Source organism: Allobosea sp. LjRoot9 (assembly GCF_964252745.1).
Taxonomy (GTDB): domain Bacteria; phylum Pseudomonadota; class Alphaproteobacteria; order Rhizobiales; family Beijerinckiaceae; genus Allobosea.
Genome location: NZ_CAXUPC020000001.1, coordinates 559,700 through 576,867 on the forward strand (window position 1 = coordinate 559,700; position 17,168 = coordinate 576,867).

At 65.9% G+C, this 17,168-nt stretch carries 18 protein-coding genes; 11 read left to right on the top strand and 7 right to left on the bottom strand.

Annotated elements, in window-relative coordinates:
• Window positions 1-76: 76 nt before the first annotated feature.
• The 3 genes from ACSQ3P_RS02770 to ACSQ3P_RS02780 all read right to left on the bottom strand — a co-directional run bounded on the left by ACSQ3P_RS02770 (window position 77) and on the right by ACSQ3P_RS02780 (window position 3,202).
• A complete protein-coding gene (locus ACSQ3P_RS02770) occupies window positions 77-1,123 on the bottom strand; it encodes a D-cysteine desulfhydrase family protein (RefSeq protein ID WP_436164123.1) in 1,047 nt (348 codons plus the stop codon).
• Window positions 1,124-1,579: 456 nt separating this feature from the next.
• Window positions 1,580-2,395 (bottom strand): aminoglycoside phosphotransferase family protein, encoded by an 816-nt coding sequence (locus ACSQ3P_RS02775; protein WP_436165143.1) that lies wholly within the window; start codon window positions 2,393-2,395, stop codon window positions 1,580-1,582.
• 39 nt (window positions 2,396-2,434) lie between these two features.
• Complete coding sequence (locus ACSQ3P_RS02780; RefSeq protein WP_436164124.1) at window positions 2,435-3,202, bottom strand: SDR family NAD(P)-dependent oxidoreductase; 768 nt, start codon at window positions 3,200-3,202, stop codon at window positions 2,435-2,437.
• A 161-nt stretch (window positions 3,203-3,363) separates the two neighbouring features.
• Between ACSQ3P_RS02780 and ACSQ3P_RS02785 the strand changes: the two genes are divergently transcribed.
• Genes ACSQ3P_RS02785 through ACSQ3P_RS02795 form a run of 3 tightly spaced genes read left to right on the top strand, consistent with a single transcriptional unit; the run spans window position 3,364 to window position 5,140 of the window.
• Window positions 3,364-3,747, top strand: a complete 384-nt coding sequence (locus ACSQ3P_RS02785) for a peptidoglycan-binding domain-containing protein (protein WP_436164125.1) — start codon at window positions 3,364-3,366, stop codon at window positions 3,745-3,747.
• Between the two features lie 5 nt (window positions 3,748-3,752).
• Window positions 3,753-4,655 (top strand): hypothetical protein, encoded by a 903-nt coding sequence (locus ACSQ3P_RS02790; RefSeq protein WP_436164126.1) that lies wholly within the window; start codon window positions 3,753-3,755, stop codon window positions 4,653-4,655.
• Between the two features lie 47 nt (window positions 4,656-4,702).
• Window positions 4,703-5,140, top strand: coding sequence for a DUF1489 family protein (locus ACSQ3P_RS02795; RefSeq protein ID WP_069692010.1), 438 nt, complete (start codon window positions 4,703-4,705; stop codon window positions 5,138-5,140).
• Window positions 5,141-5,303: 163 nt separating this feature from the next.
• Here ACSQ3P_RS02795 and panC read toward each other — a convergent pair whose 3' ends face one another.
• Window positions 5,304-6,152, bottom strand: coding sequence for a pantoate--beta-alanine ligase (gene panC, locus ACSQ3P_RS02800; RefSeq protein WP_436164127.1), 849 nt, complete (start codon window positions 6,150-6,152; stop codon window positions 5,304-5,306).
• Between the two features lie 99 nt (window positions 6,153-6,251).
• Here panC and ACSQ3P_RS02805 point away from each other — a divergent pair, with 99 nt between their 5' ends.
• The gene (locus ACSQ3P_RS02805; protein WP_436164128.1) at window positions 6,252-6,998 is read left to right on the top strand and encodes a VWA domain-containing protein; all 747 of its coding nucleotides are present in this window, start codon (window positions 6,252-6,254) and stop codon (window positions 6,996-6,998) included.
• Window positions 6,995-7,714 carry a DnaJ domain-containing protein gene (locus tag ACSQ3P_RS02810; protein ID WP_436164129.1) on the top strand — a complete coding sequence of 240 codons (720 nt, stop codon included), beginning with the start codon at window positions 6,995-6,997 and terminating at the stop codon, window positions 7,712-7,714. The genes ACSQ3P_RS02805 and ACSQ3P_RS02810 overlap by 4 nt, the downstream gene beginning before the upstream one ends.
• A 64-nt stretch (window positions 7,715-7,778) precedes the next feature.
• On the opposite strand, the gene ACSQ3P_RS02815 is transcribed toward ACSQ3P_RS02810, so the two are convergent.
• A complete protein-coding gene (locus ACSQ3P_RS02815; RefSeq protein WP_436164130.1) occupies window positions 7,779-9,422 on the bottom strand; it encodes a serine hydrolase in 1,644 nt (547 codons plus the stop codon).
• Window positions 9,423-9,806: 384 nt separating this feature from the next.
• Here ACSQ3P_RS02815 and ACSQ3P_RS02820 point away from each other — a divergent pair, with 384 nt between their 5' ends.
• On the top strand, window positions 9,807-10,148 hold the full coding sequence (locus ACSQ3P_RS02820) for a phasin family protein (protein WP_069692005.1): 342 nt from the start codon (window positions 9,807-9,809) through the stop codon (window positions 10,146-10,148).
• A gap of 95 nt (window positions 10,149-10,243) precedes the next feature.
• Here the strand turns inward: ACSQ3P_RS02820 and ACSQ3P_RS02825 are convergent, their stop codons facing one another.
• On the bottom strand, window positions 10,244-11,125 hold the full coding sequence (locus ACSQ3P_RS02825) for an aldo/keto reductase family oxidoreductase (RefSeq protein ID WP_436164131.1): 882 nt from the start codon (window positions 11,123-11,125) through the stop codon (window positions 10,244-10,246).
• Between the two features lie 94 nt (window positions 11,126-11,219).
• Here ACSQ3P_RS02825 and ACSQ3P_RS02830 point away from each other — a divergent pair, with 94 nt between their 5' ends.
• From ACSQ3P_RS02830 to ACSQ3P_RS02840, 3 genes are all read left to right on the top strand, one after another.
• On the top strand, window positions 11,220-12,131 hold the full coding sequence (locus tag ACSQ3P_RS02830; RefSeq protein WP_436164132.1) for a LysR substrate-binding domain-containing protein: 912 nt from the start codon (window positions 11,220-11,222) through the stop codon (window positions 12,129-12,131).
• Window positions 12,132-12,283: 152 nt separating this feature from the next.
• The gene (locus tag ACSQ3P_RS02835; RefSeq protein ID WP_436164133.1) at window positions 12,284-13,813 is read left to right on the top strand and encodes a UxaA family hydrolase; all 1,530 of its coding nucleotides are present in this window, start codon (window positions 12,284-12,286) and stop codon (window positions 13,811-13,813) included.
• Between the two features lie 209 nt (window positions 13,814-14,022).
• Window positions 14,023-14,415: a hypothetical protein gene (locus tag ACSQ3P_RS02840; RefSeq protein ID WP_436164134.1), complete on the top strand. Its 393-nt coding sequence runs from the start codon at window positions 14,023-14,025 to the stop codon at window positions 14,413-14,415.
• Window positions 14,416-14,463: 48 nt separating this feature from the next.
• On the opposite strand, the gene ACSQ3P_RS02845 is transcribed toward ACSQ3P_RS02840, so the two are convergent.
• Window positions 14,464-15,648, bottom strand: a complete 1,185-nt coding sequence (locus ACSQ3P_RS02845) for an aminotransferase (protein WP_436164135.1) — start codon at window positions 15,646-15,648, stop codon at window positions 14,464-14,466.
• A 96-nt stretch (window positions 15,649-15,744) separates the two neighbouring features.
• On the opposite strand from ACSQ3P_RS02845, the gene ACSQ3P_RS02850 reads away from it, so the two are divergent.
• Together ACSQ3P_RS02850 and ACSQ3P_RS02855 are read left to right on the top strand one after the other, a co-directional pair.
• On the top strand, window positions 15,745-16,500 hold the full coding sequence (locus ACSQ3P_RS02850) for an SIR2 family NAD-dependent protein deacylase (RefSeq protein ID WP_436164136.1): 756 nt from the start codon (window positions 15,745-15,747) through the stop codon (window positions 16,498-16,500).
• A 146-nt stretch (window positions 16,501-16,646) separates the two neighbouring features.
• Entirely contained in the window at window positions 16,647-17,096 is a 450-nt protein-coding gene (locus tag ACSQ3P_RS02855) for a GbsR/MarR family transcriptional regulator (protein WP_436164137.1), read from the top strand.
• Window positions 17,097-17,168: the final 72 nt, after the last annotated feature.

Genomic DNA, 17,168 nt, shown 5'->3' on the forward strand with positions numbered 1-17,168 from the left:
TCCTTGGGGCCGATAGGACGTTTGATGCTTCGCGTGGCTCGCAGGCGAGCGTATCGCCTGCCCACTGTGGTGGTGCTCAGCTTGGATCCTTGCGATCTGCGCCGAGGAAATCGCTCGCATAGGCGTAGAGGCCGGGGCTCCCGCCAGTCATGATGAAGAGGACGTTGTCACCGGCCTTGAATCGTCGGGCCGAGACGTCCGCCAGCAAGCCGGCGAACGCCTTGCCGCCGTAGACGGGGTCGAGCAGCAAGCCCTCCCGGCTCGCCATCAGCCGGACCGCCTCGACCATCGCCGGCGTCGAAACACCATAGCCCGCACCCAACTGGTCTCCCGAGACCTTGACGTCATTCGAAGTCAGAGACGGCTCGAAACCCAATAACATCAACGCGGCGTTGGCTTTCTCGACCGTCGCCGCAACTGCGCTGGTGGCAGGGGCAAGCACTGCGTGAGACCTCACCCGGGTGGTATCAAGCCCGAGCGCCCGATATCCCGCGACCAGTCCGGCCTGTGTTCCCGAGCTGCCATTCGGGAGCACGACCGCGCCGAAATCGACCTCGAGATCCTTGGATTGCGCCTGGATTTCGAGAGCGCAGGCCGCGTAGCCGAGACTTCCGACCGTCGAAGAGCCGCCGAGCGTCGCCACATAGGCGATCCGGCCAGCCCGACGCAGCGCCTCGGCCCGCTCTTCCGCGAACTCTGTCGAACCGACGCCGGCCGGTAGATCGTGGATGCGGGCGCCGAAGAGATCGTCGAGCAGGATGTTGCCGTTTCGATCATATTCGTCGCCTCCGCGCGACACCATGCGGGAGAGAACCAGTTCGCAGGCCAGGCCCAGCCGCGCGGTCGCGGCAGCCGCCAGGCGAGCGAAGTTCGATTGCCGGCCGCCTGTGGCGATGATCGTGTCCGCGCCTGCCGCGGTGGCATCGCCGAGCAGGAACTCGAGCTTGCGCAACTTGTTGCCGCCGCCGCCGAGCGACATCAGATCGTCGCGCTTGGCGTAGAGTCGAACGCCATGCGACGACGAACCCAAAGCATCCTCGATACGATGAAGGCGCTGAATCGGAGTCGGCCCCTCCAGCAGATCGCGACGCGGCAAAAGACTCAGGGCTTGGGAGAGGGACACGATCACACCTCGGTTGTGGGCAACGACACGCTGGCTTCGTCGTGCCGCCTATTCCTTGTACCTGGCCGTGGACTGGCCGAAGTTCCGCTCGATGTCGCCCGGCTGCCCCAGTTCCTTCCGATGACTTGCGCAGCGGAGCCGCGGCGCCTGCGCTACAGTTCGGCTGCTTGGCTTCGCCGCCAGATTTACTGCTTGCCGCAATCGGGGGAATAGTCGCTCTTCGGCAGTCACTATCTCGCCGGGCGGCATAATTATGGATCACATCGGGGCAATGAAGGGGCTGTCGTTGCTCTCGACGACAGCCGAGCCCAGCCTAGCCGGGCAGGTTCGAGATGCCCCGGCCAGCGGGAGCCCCTAGAGCATTTCCGCGTTTCTCCGAAGCGTGGAAATGCTCTAGCCTTTTGTTTTAACGCGTTTTCTTCACGCGAACCGGTGTCCACTTCGCTCGAAAACGCTCTAACCGTCGAGCGCGGCGATCGCCTTTGTCATGATCGCCAGATTGATCTCGACCAGCGGGTCGTCGTCGCCGAGGAACCAGGCAGCCGAGAGGCCGCACCAGGCGATGAGCCATTGCAGCAAACGAGGGCGCTCCAGCCCCGATTGCGCGACGACGATGTCGAGCCGGCGCTCGAAGCGGCTCACCGCGACCGGGGGATCGGGATCGGCGAGATCAGGGTCGCAGAACAGGATAGTGTATTCGAAGGCGCGGTCGCCGATGACGCATTTCGGATAGATGGCGCGCCAGCCACTCCCCTCGAAATCCAGCACATTGTCGTGGTGGAGATCGGCATGGAGCGGCAGGATCTCCTGCTGCGCCGCCAGCAATTCGCGCGCCGTGGCGGCGGAGCGGGCGAGGAGGCCGCCGCGCTGCTGCGCTATCGGGAACAGGTCCTTGAACCAGGTTTCGAGCGGGATCAACCCGATTGGGGCCGGGCCGCGCGGCCGCTGCAGGCGGGCGATCGCCTCGCAGAGGATGAGCGTCGCTTCATCGTCCCTGCCATTGCGGGCCATGGCCGAAAGCGAGCGCTTGCCGATGGCGCGTTCGATCAGCATGGCGCTGCCGCTTTCGTCGTGGGCAAGCAGGCGCGCCGCGCCGTCGCCGCCCCAGTATTCGAGCAGGCGGTAACCGAGGCGCTCATCCTCGGCCTCGGGCAGCTTCAGCATGGCGGGCTCGCCTTGACGGCGTACCGGCAGCAGGCGGCTGCCATGGGTGGTGATGGCGTCGCCGTCGGGCGCGAGCGCCCAGCGCGACAGCCAGGGCTCAAAATACAGCCAAGACTCGAAATCGGCAGGCGCAGCGGAATCCACAGATCAGACGCGCCCGATCAACGGATATTGCTCGGCCTCGTAGAGCTGGCCCGAGACCGGGGCGCTCTCGTCGGAGAGCCAGAAGGCGGTGTGGGCCGCGATCTCCTCGGGCTGCATGATCCGGCCGGTCGGGGCGAGTTTGAGCGGGACATGGTCCTGCCAGCCGGGCTTCTGGCCCTCGCGCTGCTGTGTCACATCCTCATTGGCGGTGAAGGTCCAGCCGACATTGAGCTGGTTCACCCGGATATGCTCGGGCCCGAGCGCATTGGCGAGGTTGCGCGTCATCGTCATCAGCGCGCCCTTCGACATCGAATAGACGGTCAGGTTGGAGAGCCCGCAATAGGCGTTGATCGAGCCGACGGTGACGATGGCGCCGCCGGATTTCTGCAGACGGAAGGCGCGGATCGCGGCCTCGGCGCAAAGCAGCGGCGCGCGGGTGTTGATCGCGAAGATATGGTCGAAGAAGGTCGCGGTGGTCTCGCCGAGCACGCCGCGCGGATAGATGCCGGCATTGTTGACGAGGCCGTCGATGCGCCCGAAGGCCTTCACCGTGGCGTCGATCAGCGTTTGCGCGGTGGCGGGGTCGGCGAGGTCGCCTGTGGCCCCTTGCGCTGAAGCGCCGAGATGCCGGCAGGCGGCCTCGACCTCGGTCTCGTCGCGGCCATGGACGAGCACTTTGGCGCCGTCCGCCACCAGCCGCTGCGCCATCGCGTAGCCGATGCCGGTCGAGGAGCCGGTGACGAGGATGGCCTTGCCTGCAAGTCCGCGCATGGTGGGTCTCCTGTGTGCGGGTCTGAATAGCCTGTTCGGCCGCGGCGGTCACGCCGTCGCGGCGTGCGGATTTACAAGCCTGGCCGTTTCGGTGTCTGATTGTTTTTGGGCATATTCTGGATGGCTATTGGTCTGACGCTGACAATCACGGAGACGCTGCGATGTTTCGGTCCCGTCGCCTTTCAGCCTGCCTGCCTTTGCTCAAGGTGACGTCGTCTGCGCCACTCGCTCGTGGCGCCACCGGACCCGCTGTCGCGACGGTGCAGGATCTGCTCAACGACCTCGGCTTCAGCTTCGTCAAATCGTTCAAGAATGGCCAGTGGGACGGGATTTTCGGCAGCGAGACCGACGCTAATGTGCGCAAGTTCCAGCTGCAGAAAAGGCTCGCCTCCGATGGGATGATCGGCCCCAAGACGCTGGGACTGTTCGACCAGTTGATCCTCGCCGACCCGTTGCTCGAATTGCTCGATTTCGGGAAATACAAGGCAGGCCAGGCGTTCGACCGGGTTCTCCCGGCCGAGCGGCGCGGCAACATGTACTGGTAGGCGACATGTCCGATCATACGATTTCGCCTGGCTTCACCATTTCCGGCGTCACCTTCGAGAATGTTTTCAATTCCGACGCGGCGAGAGGCCGCCCGGTCGATTTCGAAAAGCCCGACCCGTTCGACTGGCGGCTGATGGTCGGGCGCTTTGCCCCCAACAGCGGCGTGCAGGCGTTCAAAACGACCTGCAGCTTCACGCCCAAGGGCGCACCGGCAGGAACGGGCTACGGTCTCAAACAGATCGCGTTCCACAAATTCCTCTCGATGTCCTATGCCGGGCTCGAGCCGGAGCACGGCTCGCAGACCATTGGCACGACCTCGATCAACTTCACCTGGAACCTCGACTGTGTCGGCGCGAATGTGGGCAGCAATTTTTCGGCGCCGTCGCTGCCGTTTTTTTCGGCGCTGGCAAAGCCGGTCGCCAACGACAGCAAGGGCTCGATCACGATCATCGATTCGCCTGGCGGAACCGCCCGTCTCGTGCGCGCCAACATGCTGACAGCAAAACGGAATTTCCTGCAGAAGCACGCCAGCGAAACGAATTTCATCACAGCCCTCGTCGTCGAGCGCCCCGATGGCGCGCATGTCCCGGTGCGCGCGGTCCAGTGGACCTTCTCGACTTCGACGACCGTGGTCTGGACAGACGGAAAGCCGAAACTGCAATCGGCCGGCGGCTGTTCGTTCATAACCCTGCTCAATCCCGACGACATCCAGGACGTCCGCAAGCGGCTCTTGGCCGAGAATGCGTTCCTGGTCTCCGACACCATCCTGCACAAGGTCAATCAGGGGCTTTCCACCGCCGAAATGCTCGACGCGGCAGCCGCGCCCACCCCCAACTCGCCGGACACGGTGCGCAAATTCGACGGCGGCACCTACGCCATCGAGCATTCGAGAAAAGCTTTGGATTGAGCGCGGCTGCGCTGGCGCGAGCGGCGATCGACGTTACTATCCCGCCCATGTCGCTTCACCTGCTCAAACTCTGCGTCGGCGCCGAATCGATCAGCGATCTCGAGGAATGGATCGAGGAGCAGTCGCTGCTGCGCCGGCGGATGGGCCGCCCCGACGAGCAGACGCACACCACCCGCATGGTGCCCAAACGCGTCAGCGAGATCGTCGATGGCGGCTCGCTCTATTGGGTGATCAAGGGCCAGATCTCGGCCCGCCAGCGCCTGACGGAGATCAGGCCCTTCACCGATGCGGATGGCATCGGCCGCTGCCATCTCGTGATGGAGCCGGTGGTGGTGCCGGTCGAGCCGCGCCCCTGCCGGCCCTTCCAGGGCTGGCGCTATCTCGCCGACAAGGACAAGCCGCGCGACATCGACGGTCGCAGCGGCGATCTCGGCGTGATGCCGGAGGCGATGCGGCGAGAGCTGGCGGAATTGGGGCTGCTGTAAGCCGTCGCGTCATGGTCGGCCTTGAGCCGACCATCTCTTCCCGGAAAGGGCGGCGCTGCATTGCTCCAACCGGCACGAGAGCCTCGGGTCTTCGCGGAGTTTATCCTTGGGTTGATCGAAGATCGGACCCGAGGGCTGCGCCCGAGAATGACGGCGCTATGCCTCACACCGCGATATTGTCGATCAGCCTCGTTCCGCCGATCCTTGCCGCCACCAGAAGACGGATCGGGCCGTCGGCCAGCGAGGTTATGGCAGCGAGCGTGTCCGCGTGGCGGGCTTCAAGGTAATCCAGCTCGAAGCCGGCCGAGATGATCTCGCCTTGCGCTTCGGTCACCGCCTTGAACAGGTCGTCGCGGTTGCGCAGGCGCGCGGCGAGCGCTTGCATGACCTTGTGCAGCAGCGGCGCGAGCGCGCGATGCTCGGCCGAGAGGTAGCGGTTGCGCGAGGACATGGCGAGGCCGTCGGGCTCGCGGAAGGTCGCCAGCGGGATGATCTCGATGCCGAGGTCGAGATCAGCCGCCATCCGCGTCACCACCTTGAGCTGCTGATAATCCTTCTCGCCGAAGACGGCGCAATCGGCCTGACTCTGGGTAAAGAGTTTGCAGCAAACCGTTGCAACGCCTTCGAAATGTGTCGGCCGGAAGCGGTCGTCGAGGCCGACTGCGGCGGGGCCGAGCAGCAGGATGCGGGTGGCGAAGCCCGGGGGATACATCTCCTCGACCTGGGGAAAGAAGACCGCGTCGGCCTGCGCCTCGGCCAGCATCGCGCAGTCCTGGTCGAAGGTGCGCGGATATTTCTTGAAGTCCTCATGCGGGGCGAACTGCGTCGGGTTGACGAAGATCGTGGTGATGACGCGCCGCGCATGGCGCTGGGCTTCCTTCACCAGGGCGATATGGCCTTGATGCAGTGCGCCCATGGTCGGCACCAGCGCGACCTTCTCGCCCGCGGCATGCCAGGCCGCGACCTTGGCCCGCATGGCGGCGACCGTCTCGAAAACCGCTATCTGCGTCACTGCGCCTGTCCTCCCATTTTGCGGACGGGTAGCAAATGCGCGGGCGATGGCCAATATCAGGTCAGGTATGATTTGCAGCGTCGTGCGACCGGGAGCCTCATGAGCGACAAGACCGACCGTGCTCTGGGCAAGGCCGAAGCCACCGCACCACAGGCTGCGGGCGCCTCGACGCCGGGTGCGATCGACCGCTTCCTGGGGGCCGCCAAGCAGCTCGCGCCGCTGGCGACGGGGCAGGCGGGCCGGCTCGTCTTCGCGCTCGACGCCACGATGAGCCGCCAGCCGACCTGGGATCTTGCCTGCTCCTTGCAGGCGCGGATGTTCGAGGTCGCAGCGAAGAGCGGCGGGCTTGCGGTCCAGCTCGTCTATTTCCGCGGGCTGATGGAATGCCGCTCGTCAGGCTGGGTCGGCGAGCCGCAACGCCTCAACGGGCTGATGAGCCGGATCGCCTGCGAGGGCGGCCAGACGCAGATCCATCGCGTGCTCAAGCATATCCGTGACGAAGCGAAGACCGTGCCGATCCGCGCCTTCGTCTTCGTCGGCGATGCGATGGAGGAGGATGTCGATGCGCTTGCCGCTCTCGCAGGCGAGCTCGGCCTGCGCGGGATTCGCGGTTTCCTATTCCAGGAAGGCCATGACCCCGCCGCCAGCGCCGCCTTCGCGACGATAGCGCGCCTGACCGGTGGCGCGCATGCGCGCTTCGACGTCAATGCGCCGGGCTCGCTGCTCGACCTGCTACGGGGAGCGGCCGCCTATGCCAGCGGCGGGCGCGAGGCGCTGCTGCGGCTCGCCGGCGACAACGCCGCGGTCAAGGGGCTATTGAGCGCTATGGATGGAGGCCGAGCTTGAGTCTGTTTTACGGCGTTGCCGTGCTGATCCTGCTCTGGTGGGCGTCGAAACTGTTTGCCGGCGCCAATCCGAAGCTCCTGGCCAAGGTGGCGAAGACCGGGGGCGGCGTGCTTTCGCTCGGCGTCGCGGCTCTGCTGATGCTGCGCGGGCGGCTCGACATGGCGATCTTCGTCGGCGGGCTCGGCGCCTGGCTACTCGGCTGGAGCGCCTATGGGCCGGGCGGAATGCGCTTTCCCTGGGGTGGAGGGGCTGGGACGAGCACGACGCCGGGCGCGCGCTCCAAGGTCGAATCCAGGTTGCTGCAGATGGAACTCGACCATGACAGCGGCGGCATGACCGGCAAGGTCCGCGCCGGGGCTTTCGCGGGGCGCGATCTCGATGGCTTGAGCCTGCCGGAGATCAGCGCCTTGATGCGCGAATGCCTCGCGAGCGATCCTGACGGCGCCCGCCTGCTAGAGGCATATCTCGACCGCCGGACGCCCGGCTGGCGTGAAGACGCTGATCGTCACCGCGACACGGGGCAGGGTGGCGCGGCGAGCCCGGGCGCGATGTCGCAGCAGGAGGCCTACGAGATCCTGGGGCTTCAGCCGGGGGCGGGCGAGCAGGCGATCCGCGAGGCCCATCGGAGCCTGATGAAGCGGATTCATCCGGACGCCGGCGGCAGCAGCGGCCTTGCCGCCCGCGTCAACCAGGCCAAGGACGTCCTTCTGAAGTGAGCCGAACGGCGGCAGGGTGTGGGGCTGGAACGACATCGGTCTCAGATCCTTTCCTGTCTGTCCGTCAGCCGCGGGTCGCGAAGCAGGCGAAACCGTCGCGCTTGAGCTTCGTGCAGGCGTTCTGGGCGTCCTTGGGGTCCTCGAAGCCGGCGAAGCGGGCGCGGAACAAGGTGGCGCCACCCTTCTCGACCTTCTCGGTGAAGCCGGAGGCATCGGCCAGCGGGCCGGCCGCCTTGGAGCGGGCGCGGGCCAGAATGTCCTTGGCCTTGGCCTCGTCATCGGTGGCGCCGAGCTGGATGATCCATTTGCCGCTGGCGATGCTCGCCACCGGGCGGGCGTCGTTCGCCTTGGTGTCGGCTGCGGCCTTGGCGAGGACGGTGGTGGCGGGCTCGGGCTTCTTCTCCGCGGCGACGGCGACGGGCTGGCGCAGTTCGATCTTGCGCTCGGCCTGTTTCGTCTCTTGCTGCTTCGCCTCTTGCGGTTTGGGCTCCATGAGCTTGGCGAGGGCTTCCTCGTCGGGCTCGGCGACCTTGGCGATCGAGGAGGTGACGTCGACATTCGCCGGCGGGCGCAGAACCTTGGCGTCAGCCGGCTGGGCGCCGATCGACCAGCGCATCGCCGAAGGCGTCGTCGTGGCGGTCACGGTGCGCATGCCCGAAAGCTGCAGCTGCTGGGCCCCGACATTGAGCGGGCGCGGCGGCGCGATCGGCGTCGTGGTGGTGGCGGTGTAGGCGCGGGCGGCGGCGGGAAGCGGCGCCTCCTGCTGGATGCGCGGACGCGGCACCGGCATGGGCGCGGGCTCGACGGCTGCGACAGCGACGGGCTGCGGCGGCGCGGCGGCGACCGGGGCGGCGCGGCGTGGCGCCTCCTCCGGCTCGGGCGCTTCGGCGACCATGGTCGAGGCGCGGCCGCTGGTGGCGGCGCGAGGCAGGTTGGCGACCACGAGATCGGCCATGATCTTGTCGCGGGAGGCGCCGGAGCGGCCGCCGAGCACGACCGAGACGATCTGGCGGCCTTCCGATTTGGCCGAGGTCATCAGGTTGAAGCCCGAGGCGCGGGTGTAGCCGGTCTTGATGCCGTCGACGCCCTCGATGCGGCCGAGCAGGCGATTATGACCGCGGATCGTGCGCTCGCCATATTGGAAGGAACGTGTCTGGAAGAGTGGGAAATAACGCGGGAACCGCTCCTGGATCGCGCGGGCCAGGATGGTGAGGTCGCGCGCCGTGGTCAGGTTCGGCGGGGAATGCGGCAGGCCATGCGGGTTGTGGAAGCGCGTGGAGCTCATGCCGAGCGAGCGCGCCTTGCGCGTCATCATTTCGGCGAAGGCGTCCTCCGAGCCGGCGATGCTCTCGGCGACCACGACCGACGCGTCGTTGGCCGAGAGCGTGATCATGCCCTTGATGGCGTCTTCGACCGCGATGGTGGAGCCTGGGCGCAGGCCGAGCTTGGTCGGCGGCTGGGCCGCGGCATAAGCCGAGACCTTGAGCTCGGAATCCATGCTGAAGCGGCCGCGCTCCATCTGCTCGAACAGCATATAGAGCGTCATGACCTTGGTCAGGGAGGCGGGGATGCGCGGCGCATCCTCATTGACGGCGTGCAGGGTGCGGCCGCTCTTCACGTCCACGACCATGGCCGCGTAAGGCGGCGTATAGCCACCGCCGGCGCCATGGTGGCGACGCTTGCGGGCTTCGGCCGGAGACGCGGCCATGCTGACCGCAATCGTGACGACACCGATCAGTCCGACGACCGCGCGAAGACGCGCGCGTCGGGTACCAACGCAACAAAAAGCCATGCAACCCGCCTCAACTCAGAACTCACGTCCCGATCCCGCACCACGTCAACAAACGTGGCGATAAGGACACAGTGGGAGAGGTTAGGCGGATGCGGTTACGGAGCCGTTAAAAAGCGACGCATCTGTTTTGGCGCGGTCTGCGTCTGGTGCAATGCGGTGCGTCCTTGACATTCATGTTGCACTGCACAATATGAGGACTGTCCCCGGTGGTGAACCTTTTCATCTGGCCTTGGGGCGAGAAACCTGGGTCCGCAAGGGCTCGTCAGCAGAGGCGGCACTCCTGTGCCGGAGGGAAGAAACATGATCCAGCAGTTCGAGACGATCCAGAAGGCTTCGAAAGAGAACGTCGATGCGGCCCTGAAGGCTTTCGGCGCCACCTCCAAGGGCGTGCAGACCATCGCCGTCGAGGCTTCCGACTACGCCAAGAAGTCCTTCGAGGCCGGCACCGCGACGATCGAGAAGCTCGCCGCCGTGAAGACCCTCGACAAGGCGATCGAGATCCAGACCGACTACGTCAAGACCGCTTTCGAGGGCGCCGTCGCCCAGCTGACCAAGATGGGCGAGCTCTACACCGCCCTCGCCAAGGACGCCTACAAGCCGTTCGAAGGCATCGTCGCCAAGGCCGTCCCGGCCGCCAAGTGAGCTGACGCCACGCCGCCGCTGGCGGCGCAGGCTCGCTGACACGATATGAAGCCCGGCCGTGAGGCCGGGCTTTTTCTTTGGCTTGGATCGGCGCTTCAGCCGTGAGCTGCCGGCGCCGCGATTCCGTCCAGGGCCGTGAGCACATCGTCGGGCAAGATGATATCCGCCGCAGCCAGATTGTCGTGCAGATGCGCGACGGACGAGGTTCCAGGGATCAGGAGAATGTTGGGCGCCCGGTGAAGCAGCCAGGCAAGCGCGACCTGCATCGGCGTAGCGCCGAGCTGCGCGGCGACTTCCGACAGGATCGAGGATTGCAGCGGGTTGAAACCACCGAGCGGGAAGAACGGCACATAGGCGAGGCCGTCACGGGCGAGATCGTCGATCAGGGCGTCGTCTGCCCTGTGCGCCAGATTGTATTGGTTCTGGACGCAGACGACCTCGACCATCTTGCGCGCGTCCGCGATCTGCGTCGGCGTGACATTGCTCAGCCCGATATGACGGATGAGGCCCTTGCGCTGAAGTTCGGCCAGCGTGGCGAGCGGCGCCTCCAGCGACCCTTCCGCCGGGCCGTGGACGTCGAACATGGCGCGGAGGTTGACGACGTCCAAGACGTCGAGGCCGAGATTGCCGAGGTTGTCATGAACCGCCTGCGTCAGCTCGTCGGCCGAGAAGGCCGGAATCCAGGATGCATCCTCGCCGCGCCGGGCGCCGACCTTCGTGACGATGACGAGGTCGTCGGGATAGGGGTGCAGGGCCTCGCGGATGATCCGGTTGGTGACGTGAGGGCCGTAGAAGTCCGAGGTGTCGATGTGATTCACGCCCGCTGCAACCGCCTCGCGCAGGACGGCGAGCGCGGCGTCGCGATCCTTGGGTGGGCCAAAGACGCCGGGCCCTGCGAGTTGCATGGCGCCGTAGCCGAGGCGCTTCACGGCGCGGTCGCCGAGGACGAATGTGCCGGATGGTTCGATCGTGGACATGGATGATCTCCTTTGGGAACGACCCCGAGCTAGTCATTGCCGACTTGCACGATAACCGGCCATAATCCGTACAGGCTGTGCGGGATTCAAGACAATGAAAGCCGATCTGAGCGACCTCAACGCCTTTGTGGCGGTCGCGCGCGCCAAAGGCTTTCGCGATGGCGCGCGGGCCAGCGGCAGTAGCGCGTCGGGATTGAGCGAAGCCGTGCGCCGGCTCGAGGCGCAGCTCGGTGTCAGGCTGCTCAACCGCACCACACGCAGCGTGGCAGTGACCGAGGCTGGCCAACGCCTGCTCGATCGCCTCGGGCCGGCCCTCCTTGAAGTGGAAACGGCGCTCGACGTCGTGAACAGCTTTCGCGACAGGCCCGCGGGAACGCTGCGCCTCAATGTGCCGGTCAGCGCGTCGCGGCTCATCCTGCCCGCCATCGTGCCGCCGTTCCTGGCCGCCTATCCGGAGATTCGGCTGGAGGTGGTCGCCGACGAAAGCTTCGTCGATGTCCTTGCGGCCGGCTGCGACGCCGGCATCCGCTATGACGAGCGTCTGGAGCAGGACATGATCGCGGTGCCGATCGGCCCCCGCATCCAGCGCTTTGCGGCTGCGGCGTCTTCAGCCTATCTCGATCGCGCCGGCCGTCCGGCGCATCCCCGCGATCTGCTCGGCCATGCCTGCCTGCTCGGCCGTTTTGCAAGCGGAGCCTTGACGACGCCATGGGAGTTCGAGCGGGATGGCGAGGTCGTGCGGGTCGAGCCTGCGGGCCCGCTCATCGTCAGCGTGGGAGGCGCGATCGATCTCGCCGTCGAGGCGGCGATCGCCGGCAGCGGGATCATCTCCCTTTTCGAGGGCTGGCTGCGTCCGCATCTCGACAGCGGCGCGCTCGAGCCGGTCCTCGAATCCTGGTGGCAGAGCTTTCCGGGACCGTTCCTGTATTATCCCGGCAGGCGCCTGGTTCCCGCCCCGCTGCGGGCCTTCCTCGATTTCGTCAAGGCAGCAGGCGCCCGGGCCTGACATGTGCCGCGGGGCGGCCATCTTCTTCAAACGCGGCCGTCTTCTTCAAACGCAGCCATCTTCTTCAAACGATTGAAAACTGAGCCGCGCAGGTGCATGTGTTGCGTATGTCGCCGCACCGGTCGCGGCGCGCCCCAGCCAGCGGTTCGCACATGCTCGACAAAGCGCTTCCACCTCGCACGCTCACGCTCAACGCCGCCGACAATGTCGCGGTCGCGGTCGATCCTGTCGATGTCGGCGTCACTGCCGCGGGCGTCACCGCGCTGAAGCGGATTCCGCGCGGGCACAAGCTGGCGCTGAGCAAGATCGCGACTGGCGAGCCGATCCGTAAATTCGGCCAGATCATCGGTTTCGCCACGGTCGATATTCCGCCTGGCGAATGGGTGCATGAGCACAATACCGGGTTCCACGCCTTCGAGCGCGACTATGCCTTCTGCGCCGAGGCCAAGCCCGAATTCGTCCTGCCGGTCGAACAGCAGGCGACCTTCGAGGGCTTCCGCCGCGCCAATGGCAAGGCTGGCACGCGCAACTATGTCGGCATCCTCACTTCGGTGAACTGCTCGGCCTCGGCGGCGCGTTTCATGGCCGAGGAGGTCAAGCGCTCGGGCCTGCTCGCCGATTATCCCAATGTCGACGGCGTCATCGCGCTGACCCACGGCACCGGCTGCGGCATCGACTATAATGGCGAGAGCTTCGAGGTGCTGAAGCGCACGACCTGGGGCTATGCCTGCAACCCGAACATGGCCGCCGTCCTCGTCGTCGGCCTCGGCTGCGAGGGTTTCCAGATCAAGCGGATGAAGGACGCCTATGGCGTCGAGGAGAGCGACGTCTTCCGCACGCTGACGATCCAGGAGACGGGTGGCACGAAAAAGGCGGTCGCCGCGGGCATCGAGGCGCTCAAGGTGATGCTGCCGATCGCCAACCGCGCCGTGCGCGAGACCGTGCCGGCCTCGGAATTGATGTTGGCGCTGCAATGCGGCGGCTCGGACGGCTATTCCGGCATCACCGCCAACCCGGCCTTGGGCAAGGCCGTCGACCTCCTGGTCGAGCATGGCGGCACCGCGATCCTGTCCGAGACGCCGGAGATCTACGGCGCCGAGCATCTGCTGACTCGCCGCGCCGCCACCCGCGAGGTGGGAGAGAAGCTCGTCGGCATCATCAAGTGGTGGGAGGACTATACGGCCCGCGCCCGGATGGACATGAACAACAACCCGTCGCCCGGCAACAAGGCCGGCGGGCTCACCACCATCCTGGAGAAATCGCTTGGTGCGGCGGCCAAGGGCGGCACCAAGACGCTGGCCGCGGTCTATCATTATGCCGAGCAGGTGAAGTCCAAGGGTTTCGTCTACATGGACACGCCCGGCTACGACCCGGTCTCCGCCACGGGGCAGGTCGCCGGCGGGGCCAATATCCTCGCCTTCACCACAGGCCGCGGCTCGGCCTATGGCTGCAAGCCGACGCCCTCGGTCAAGCTCGCCACCAACACGCCGATGTATCTGAAGCAGACCGACGATATGGACATCAATTGCGGCGATGTGCTCGACGGCGTGACGCTGGAAGAGAAGGGCAAGGAGATCTTCGACTACCTGCTGCGCATCGCTTCGGGCGAGCATTCGAAGTCGGAAGAGATGGGCTATGGCGACGCCGAGTTCGTGCCGTGGCAGATCGGGGCGACGATGTGAGCTTGCCCTTCTCCCGCAGAGCGGGTGGGCAAGCTGTCCAATCGACAGTCGCGGAAGTGCGGTGCTAGAACAGTTTCCGATCCAGTTGGATCGGAAATCACTCTAGACCTTTGTTTTAGCGCGTTTTCTTCACGCGACCCGGTATCCACTTCGCTCGAAAGCGCTCTAAGAATCGCCTATTCCGATGAGGCAGTGCTGGGGGGCACGTCATGCGACAGATTCTTCTGGTTACGGTTCCGCGCGTCCTGCTCGGGTTGCTCTTCCTCGTCAGCGCGATCGACGGTTTCTGGTGGCTCGCCACCGGCGCGCATCTGATCCATCCGCCGACAAGTGAGCGCGGCGTCGCCTTCGAGACCGCGCTGCAGAATGCCGGCTTCTTCTGGCCGCTCTTGAAGACGGTCAATCTGGCGGGGGCGCTCAGCCTGCTCCTGAACATCGTGCCGGCCTTTGGCCTCGCATTGCTCGCGCCGGTGATGACGGTGATCGTGCTGTTCCATCTGGTGATCAACCCGCAGGGCATCCCCGTGGCGATCATCCTCGTGGTGCTCGGGAGCCTGCTGGTCTGGGCCTATCGCGAGCGCTACGCGGCGCTGTTCCGGTAGTTCGCTCCGTCGTCGCGAGCGCAGCGAAGCAATCTAGAGCGGCAGCCTCTAAACCGAAAACCCGGCCAGCCTCTCGCCGAGTCCGCCGATCCGGTCGGCTGCGACATTGGCGATGGCGATGCGCAGATGCTGCTCCTGTTCCGGGCCGAAATAGGGGCCAGGCAGGGCGAGAACACCGCGCTCTTCGACCAGCCTGCGCGCGACATCGGCTGCCGGCACGCCCTCGAAGGGATGTGCGACATAGGCGAAATAGGCGCCCGCCGCGAGCACGCGCCAGCCTTCGAGCGGCGCCATCGCGGCGCGGAACAAAGCGGCGCGGGCATTGATCTCGACGCGGTTGGCCTCGCGCCAGGCGCGGATGCCGTCGATGCCCCAGGTGATCGCCGCCTGGCCGGCGCGCACCGGGCTGATCTGGACGCAGTCGAGTACCTTGCCGATCTGCGCGACGACCTTTTCGCCTGCCGTGATCGCGCCCAGGCGCCAACCCGGCACGGCATAGGCCTTGGAGAAGCTGTAGAGCCCGATGACGGAGTCTTGCCAGGCGCTTGCAGCAAAGACCTCATGTGCCCTGGCAACGCCTTCGGGCAGGAAATCGCGATAGGTCTCGTCGAGCACCAGCCAGAGCCCGCGCCGTGCACAGAGCTCGGCGAAGGCTGCGATGGTCGCGGCCGGATAGACCGCGCCGGTCGGGTTGTTTGGCGTCACCAACACAATGGCGCGGGTGCGCGCGTCGATCAGCTTCTCTGCGTCCGCGACATCCGGCACGAAGCCGGCTGCGGGATCGCAGGGCAGAGGCCTGGGCTCGGCGCCGAGCATGGTCAGCGTCATCTCGTGGTTGAAATACCAGGGCGTCGGCAGGAGCACATTGTCGCCGGCCCGGGCCAGCGCCATCATCGTGATGACATAGGCCTGGTTGCAGCCCGAGGTGATCGCGATCTCGCTGGGCGAGAAACGCGCGCCGTAGATACTCCCCATCTCCTTCACATAGGCCTCGCGCAAAGCGAGATCGCCGGTGATCGCGCCATAGCGGGCGCTGTCGGTCGCGCTAGCGGCCTCACCGAGGCGCTGCAGCAGCTCCTGTGGCGGCGGTGAGCCCGGAACGGCTTGAGACAGGTCGATCAGCGGCCCGTTGCGGCCGTCATAGGCGCGCGCCCAGCCCTGGGCCTCCGGGATCGGAGGCGTACCGGTGTCGAGCAGGTCGGGATTCAAGGTAGCTTGCGGCGTCTTCAGCATGGCAGGCAGCTTTGGGATGCGGCGGCGCCCTCGTCAATCGGCCATCCTTGTCAATCAACTTGGACGCAGGCGGGTTATCACCCCATATCATTGCGCATGCAGGACGAGACCAACGACGCCATCGACGAACTCCATGCCATGCTCGACCGGGCAGCCGTGATCGTCGGCTTTACCGGAGCCGGCATCTCGACTGAATCCGGCGTGCCGGATTTCCGCACGCCGGGTTCGCCCTGGATGGTCCACAAGCCGATCCCGTTTGCTGCCTTCACCGCCAGCCGCGAGGCGCGCATCGAGGCCTGGCGGCGCAAATTCGCGATGGACGACCATTTCGCCGGCGCCGGCCCCAATCGTGGCCACCGCGCTTTGGCGCGGTTGGTGAGCGAAGGCCGCTCGCCCGGCATCGTCACCCAGAACATAGACGGCTTGCATCAGGCCTCGGGCATTCCCGATGAGCGCATCGTCGAACTGCACGGCAACGGCACCTACGCTACGTGTCTGACCTGCGGCTGGCGTCATGAGCTCGCCGCGATCAGACCGGCCTTCGAAGCGACGGGTGAGCCGCCGCGCTGCATCATGTGCGGCGGCCAGGTCAAATCGGCGACGATCTCGTTTGGTCAGGCGATGCCACAGATGCAGATGCAGCGAGCCCATGCGCTGACGCTGCAGGCCGATCTTTTCCTCGTGGTCGGCTCTTCGCTCGTCGTCTTTCCCGCCGCAGCGATTCCCGTCATCGCCAAGCGCAATGGCGCCAAGCTCGTCATCGTCAACCGCGAGCCGACGGAGCTCGACGCTATCGCCGATCTGGTGGTGCGGGCCGAGATCGGCCCCGCGCTGGGGCGATTGGCAGGGTAGGGGATCGCGGTGCAGGGAAGGGCCGTATTCCGGTAGCCGCGCGCCTTATCTGGCAGGCATGCGATTCCCTTTGACCGCTCTCGCACATTGGACATACGCATTATATACGCTATATTCGGGAAATGCCGAATATAGCGAACAAGCGCATGGCGACGGCTGAGCAACGCTTCATCGAGGAGGCGGCCCGGTTGCTGATCCCTTGGGGCGTGCCCCAGACCGCGGCGCGCCTTTACGGCTATCTGCTGCTCTGCGCCGAGCCGGTCAGCCTCGACCGCATCACGGCCGAGCTCGAGATCAGCAAGAGCAGCGCCAGCGTCGCCGCGCGATTGCTGGAAACATACAGGCTCGCCCGGCGCCATGGCGAACGCGGCAGCAAGCGCGCCTTGTACGCGGTGTCCGATAATTACGAGGGCATGCTGACCGAGCAGAACCACCTGCTCGATGCGCTCGCCGCTCTCCTAAGGAATGGCGCAGTCACTGTGGCGTCGGGAGCAGCGCGGGACCGCCTCGAGGATATGGCCGAGTTCTACCTGGCGATACGCCAGGCGATGGAGGCAGCACTTGAGCAGTGGCGTGCGAAGAAGCCGCGATCCTGACGAGGCGATCGATCGGCGTTCCCTCGCATGGATCAAGTCAGTCATGGGTCAAGTAAGTCTTGGGTCAAGCCA

Coding starts and splice junctions, on each gene's coding strand:
- ACSQ3P_RS02780 (WP_436164124.1), bottom strand. CDS start 3,202: ATGCGCGGACTTGCAGGCAAGGCCATCCTCGTCACCGGCTCCTCGACC.
- ACSQ3P_RS02785 (WP_436164125.1), top strand. CDS start 3,364: ATGTTTCGGTCCCGTCGCCTTTCAGCCTGCCTGCCTTTGCTCAAGGTG.
- ACSQ3P_RS02790 (WP_436164126.1), top strand. CDS start 3,753: ATGTCCGATCATACGATTTCGCCTGGCTTCACCATTTCCGGCGTCACC.
- ACSQ3P_RS02795 (WP_069692010.1), top strand. CDS start 4,703: ATGTCGCTTCACCTGCTCAAACTCTGCGTCGGCGCCGAATCGATCAGC.
- ACSQ3P_RS02805 (WP_436164128.1), top strand. CDS start 6,252: ATGAGCGACAAGACCGACCGTGCTCTGGGCAAGGCCGAAGCCACCGCA.
- ACSQ3P_RS02815 (WP_436164130.1), bottom strand. CDS start 9,422: ATGGCCGCGTCTCCGGCCGAAGCCCGCAAGCGTCGCCACCATGGCGCC.
- ACSQ3P_RS02820 (WP_069692005.1), top strand. CDS start 9,807: ATGATCCAGCAGTTCGAGACGATCCAGAAGGCTTCGAAAGAGAACGTC.
- ACSQ3P_RS02825 (WP_436164131.1), bottom strand. CDS start 11,125: ATGTCCACGATCGAACCATCCGGCACATTCGTCCTCGGCGACCGCGCC.
- ACSQ3P_RS02830 (WP_436164132.1), top strand. CDS start 11,220: ATGAAAGCCGATCTGAGCGACCTCAACGCCTTTGTGGCGGTCGCGCGC.
- ACSQ3P_RS02835 (WP_436164133.1), top strand. CDS start 12,284: ATGCTCGACAAAGCGCTTCCACCTCGCACGCTCACGCTCAACGCCGCC.
- ACSQ3P_RS02840 (WP_436164134.1), top strand. CDS start 14,023: ATGCGACAGATTCTTCTGGTTACGGTTCCGCGCGTCCTGCTCGGGTTG.
- ACSQ3P_RS02845 (WP_436164135.1), bottom strand. CDS start 15,648: ATGCTGAAGACGCCGCAAGCTACCTTGAATCCCGACCTGCTCGACACC.
- ACSQ3P_RS02850 (WP_436164136.1), top strand. CDS start 15,745: ATGCAGGACGAGACCAACGACGCCATCGACGAACTCCATGCCATGCTC.
- ACSQ3P_RS02855 (WP_436164137.1), top strand. CDS start 16,647: ATGGCGACGGCTGAGCAACGCTTCATCGAGGAGGCGGCCCGGTTGCTG.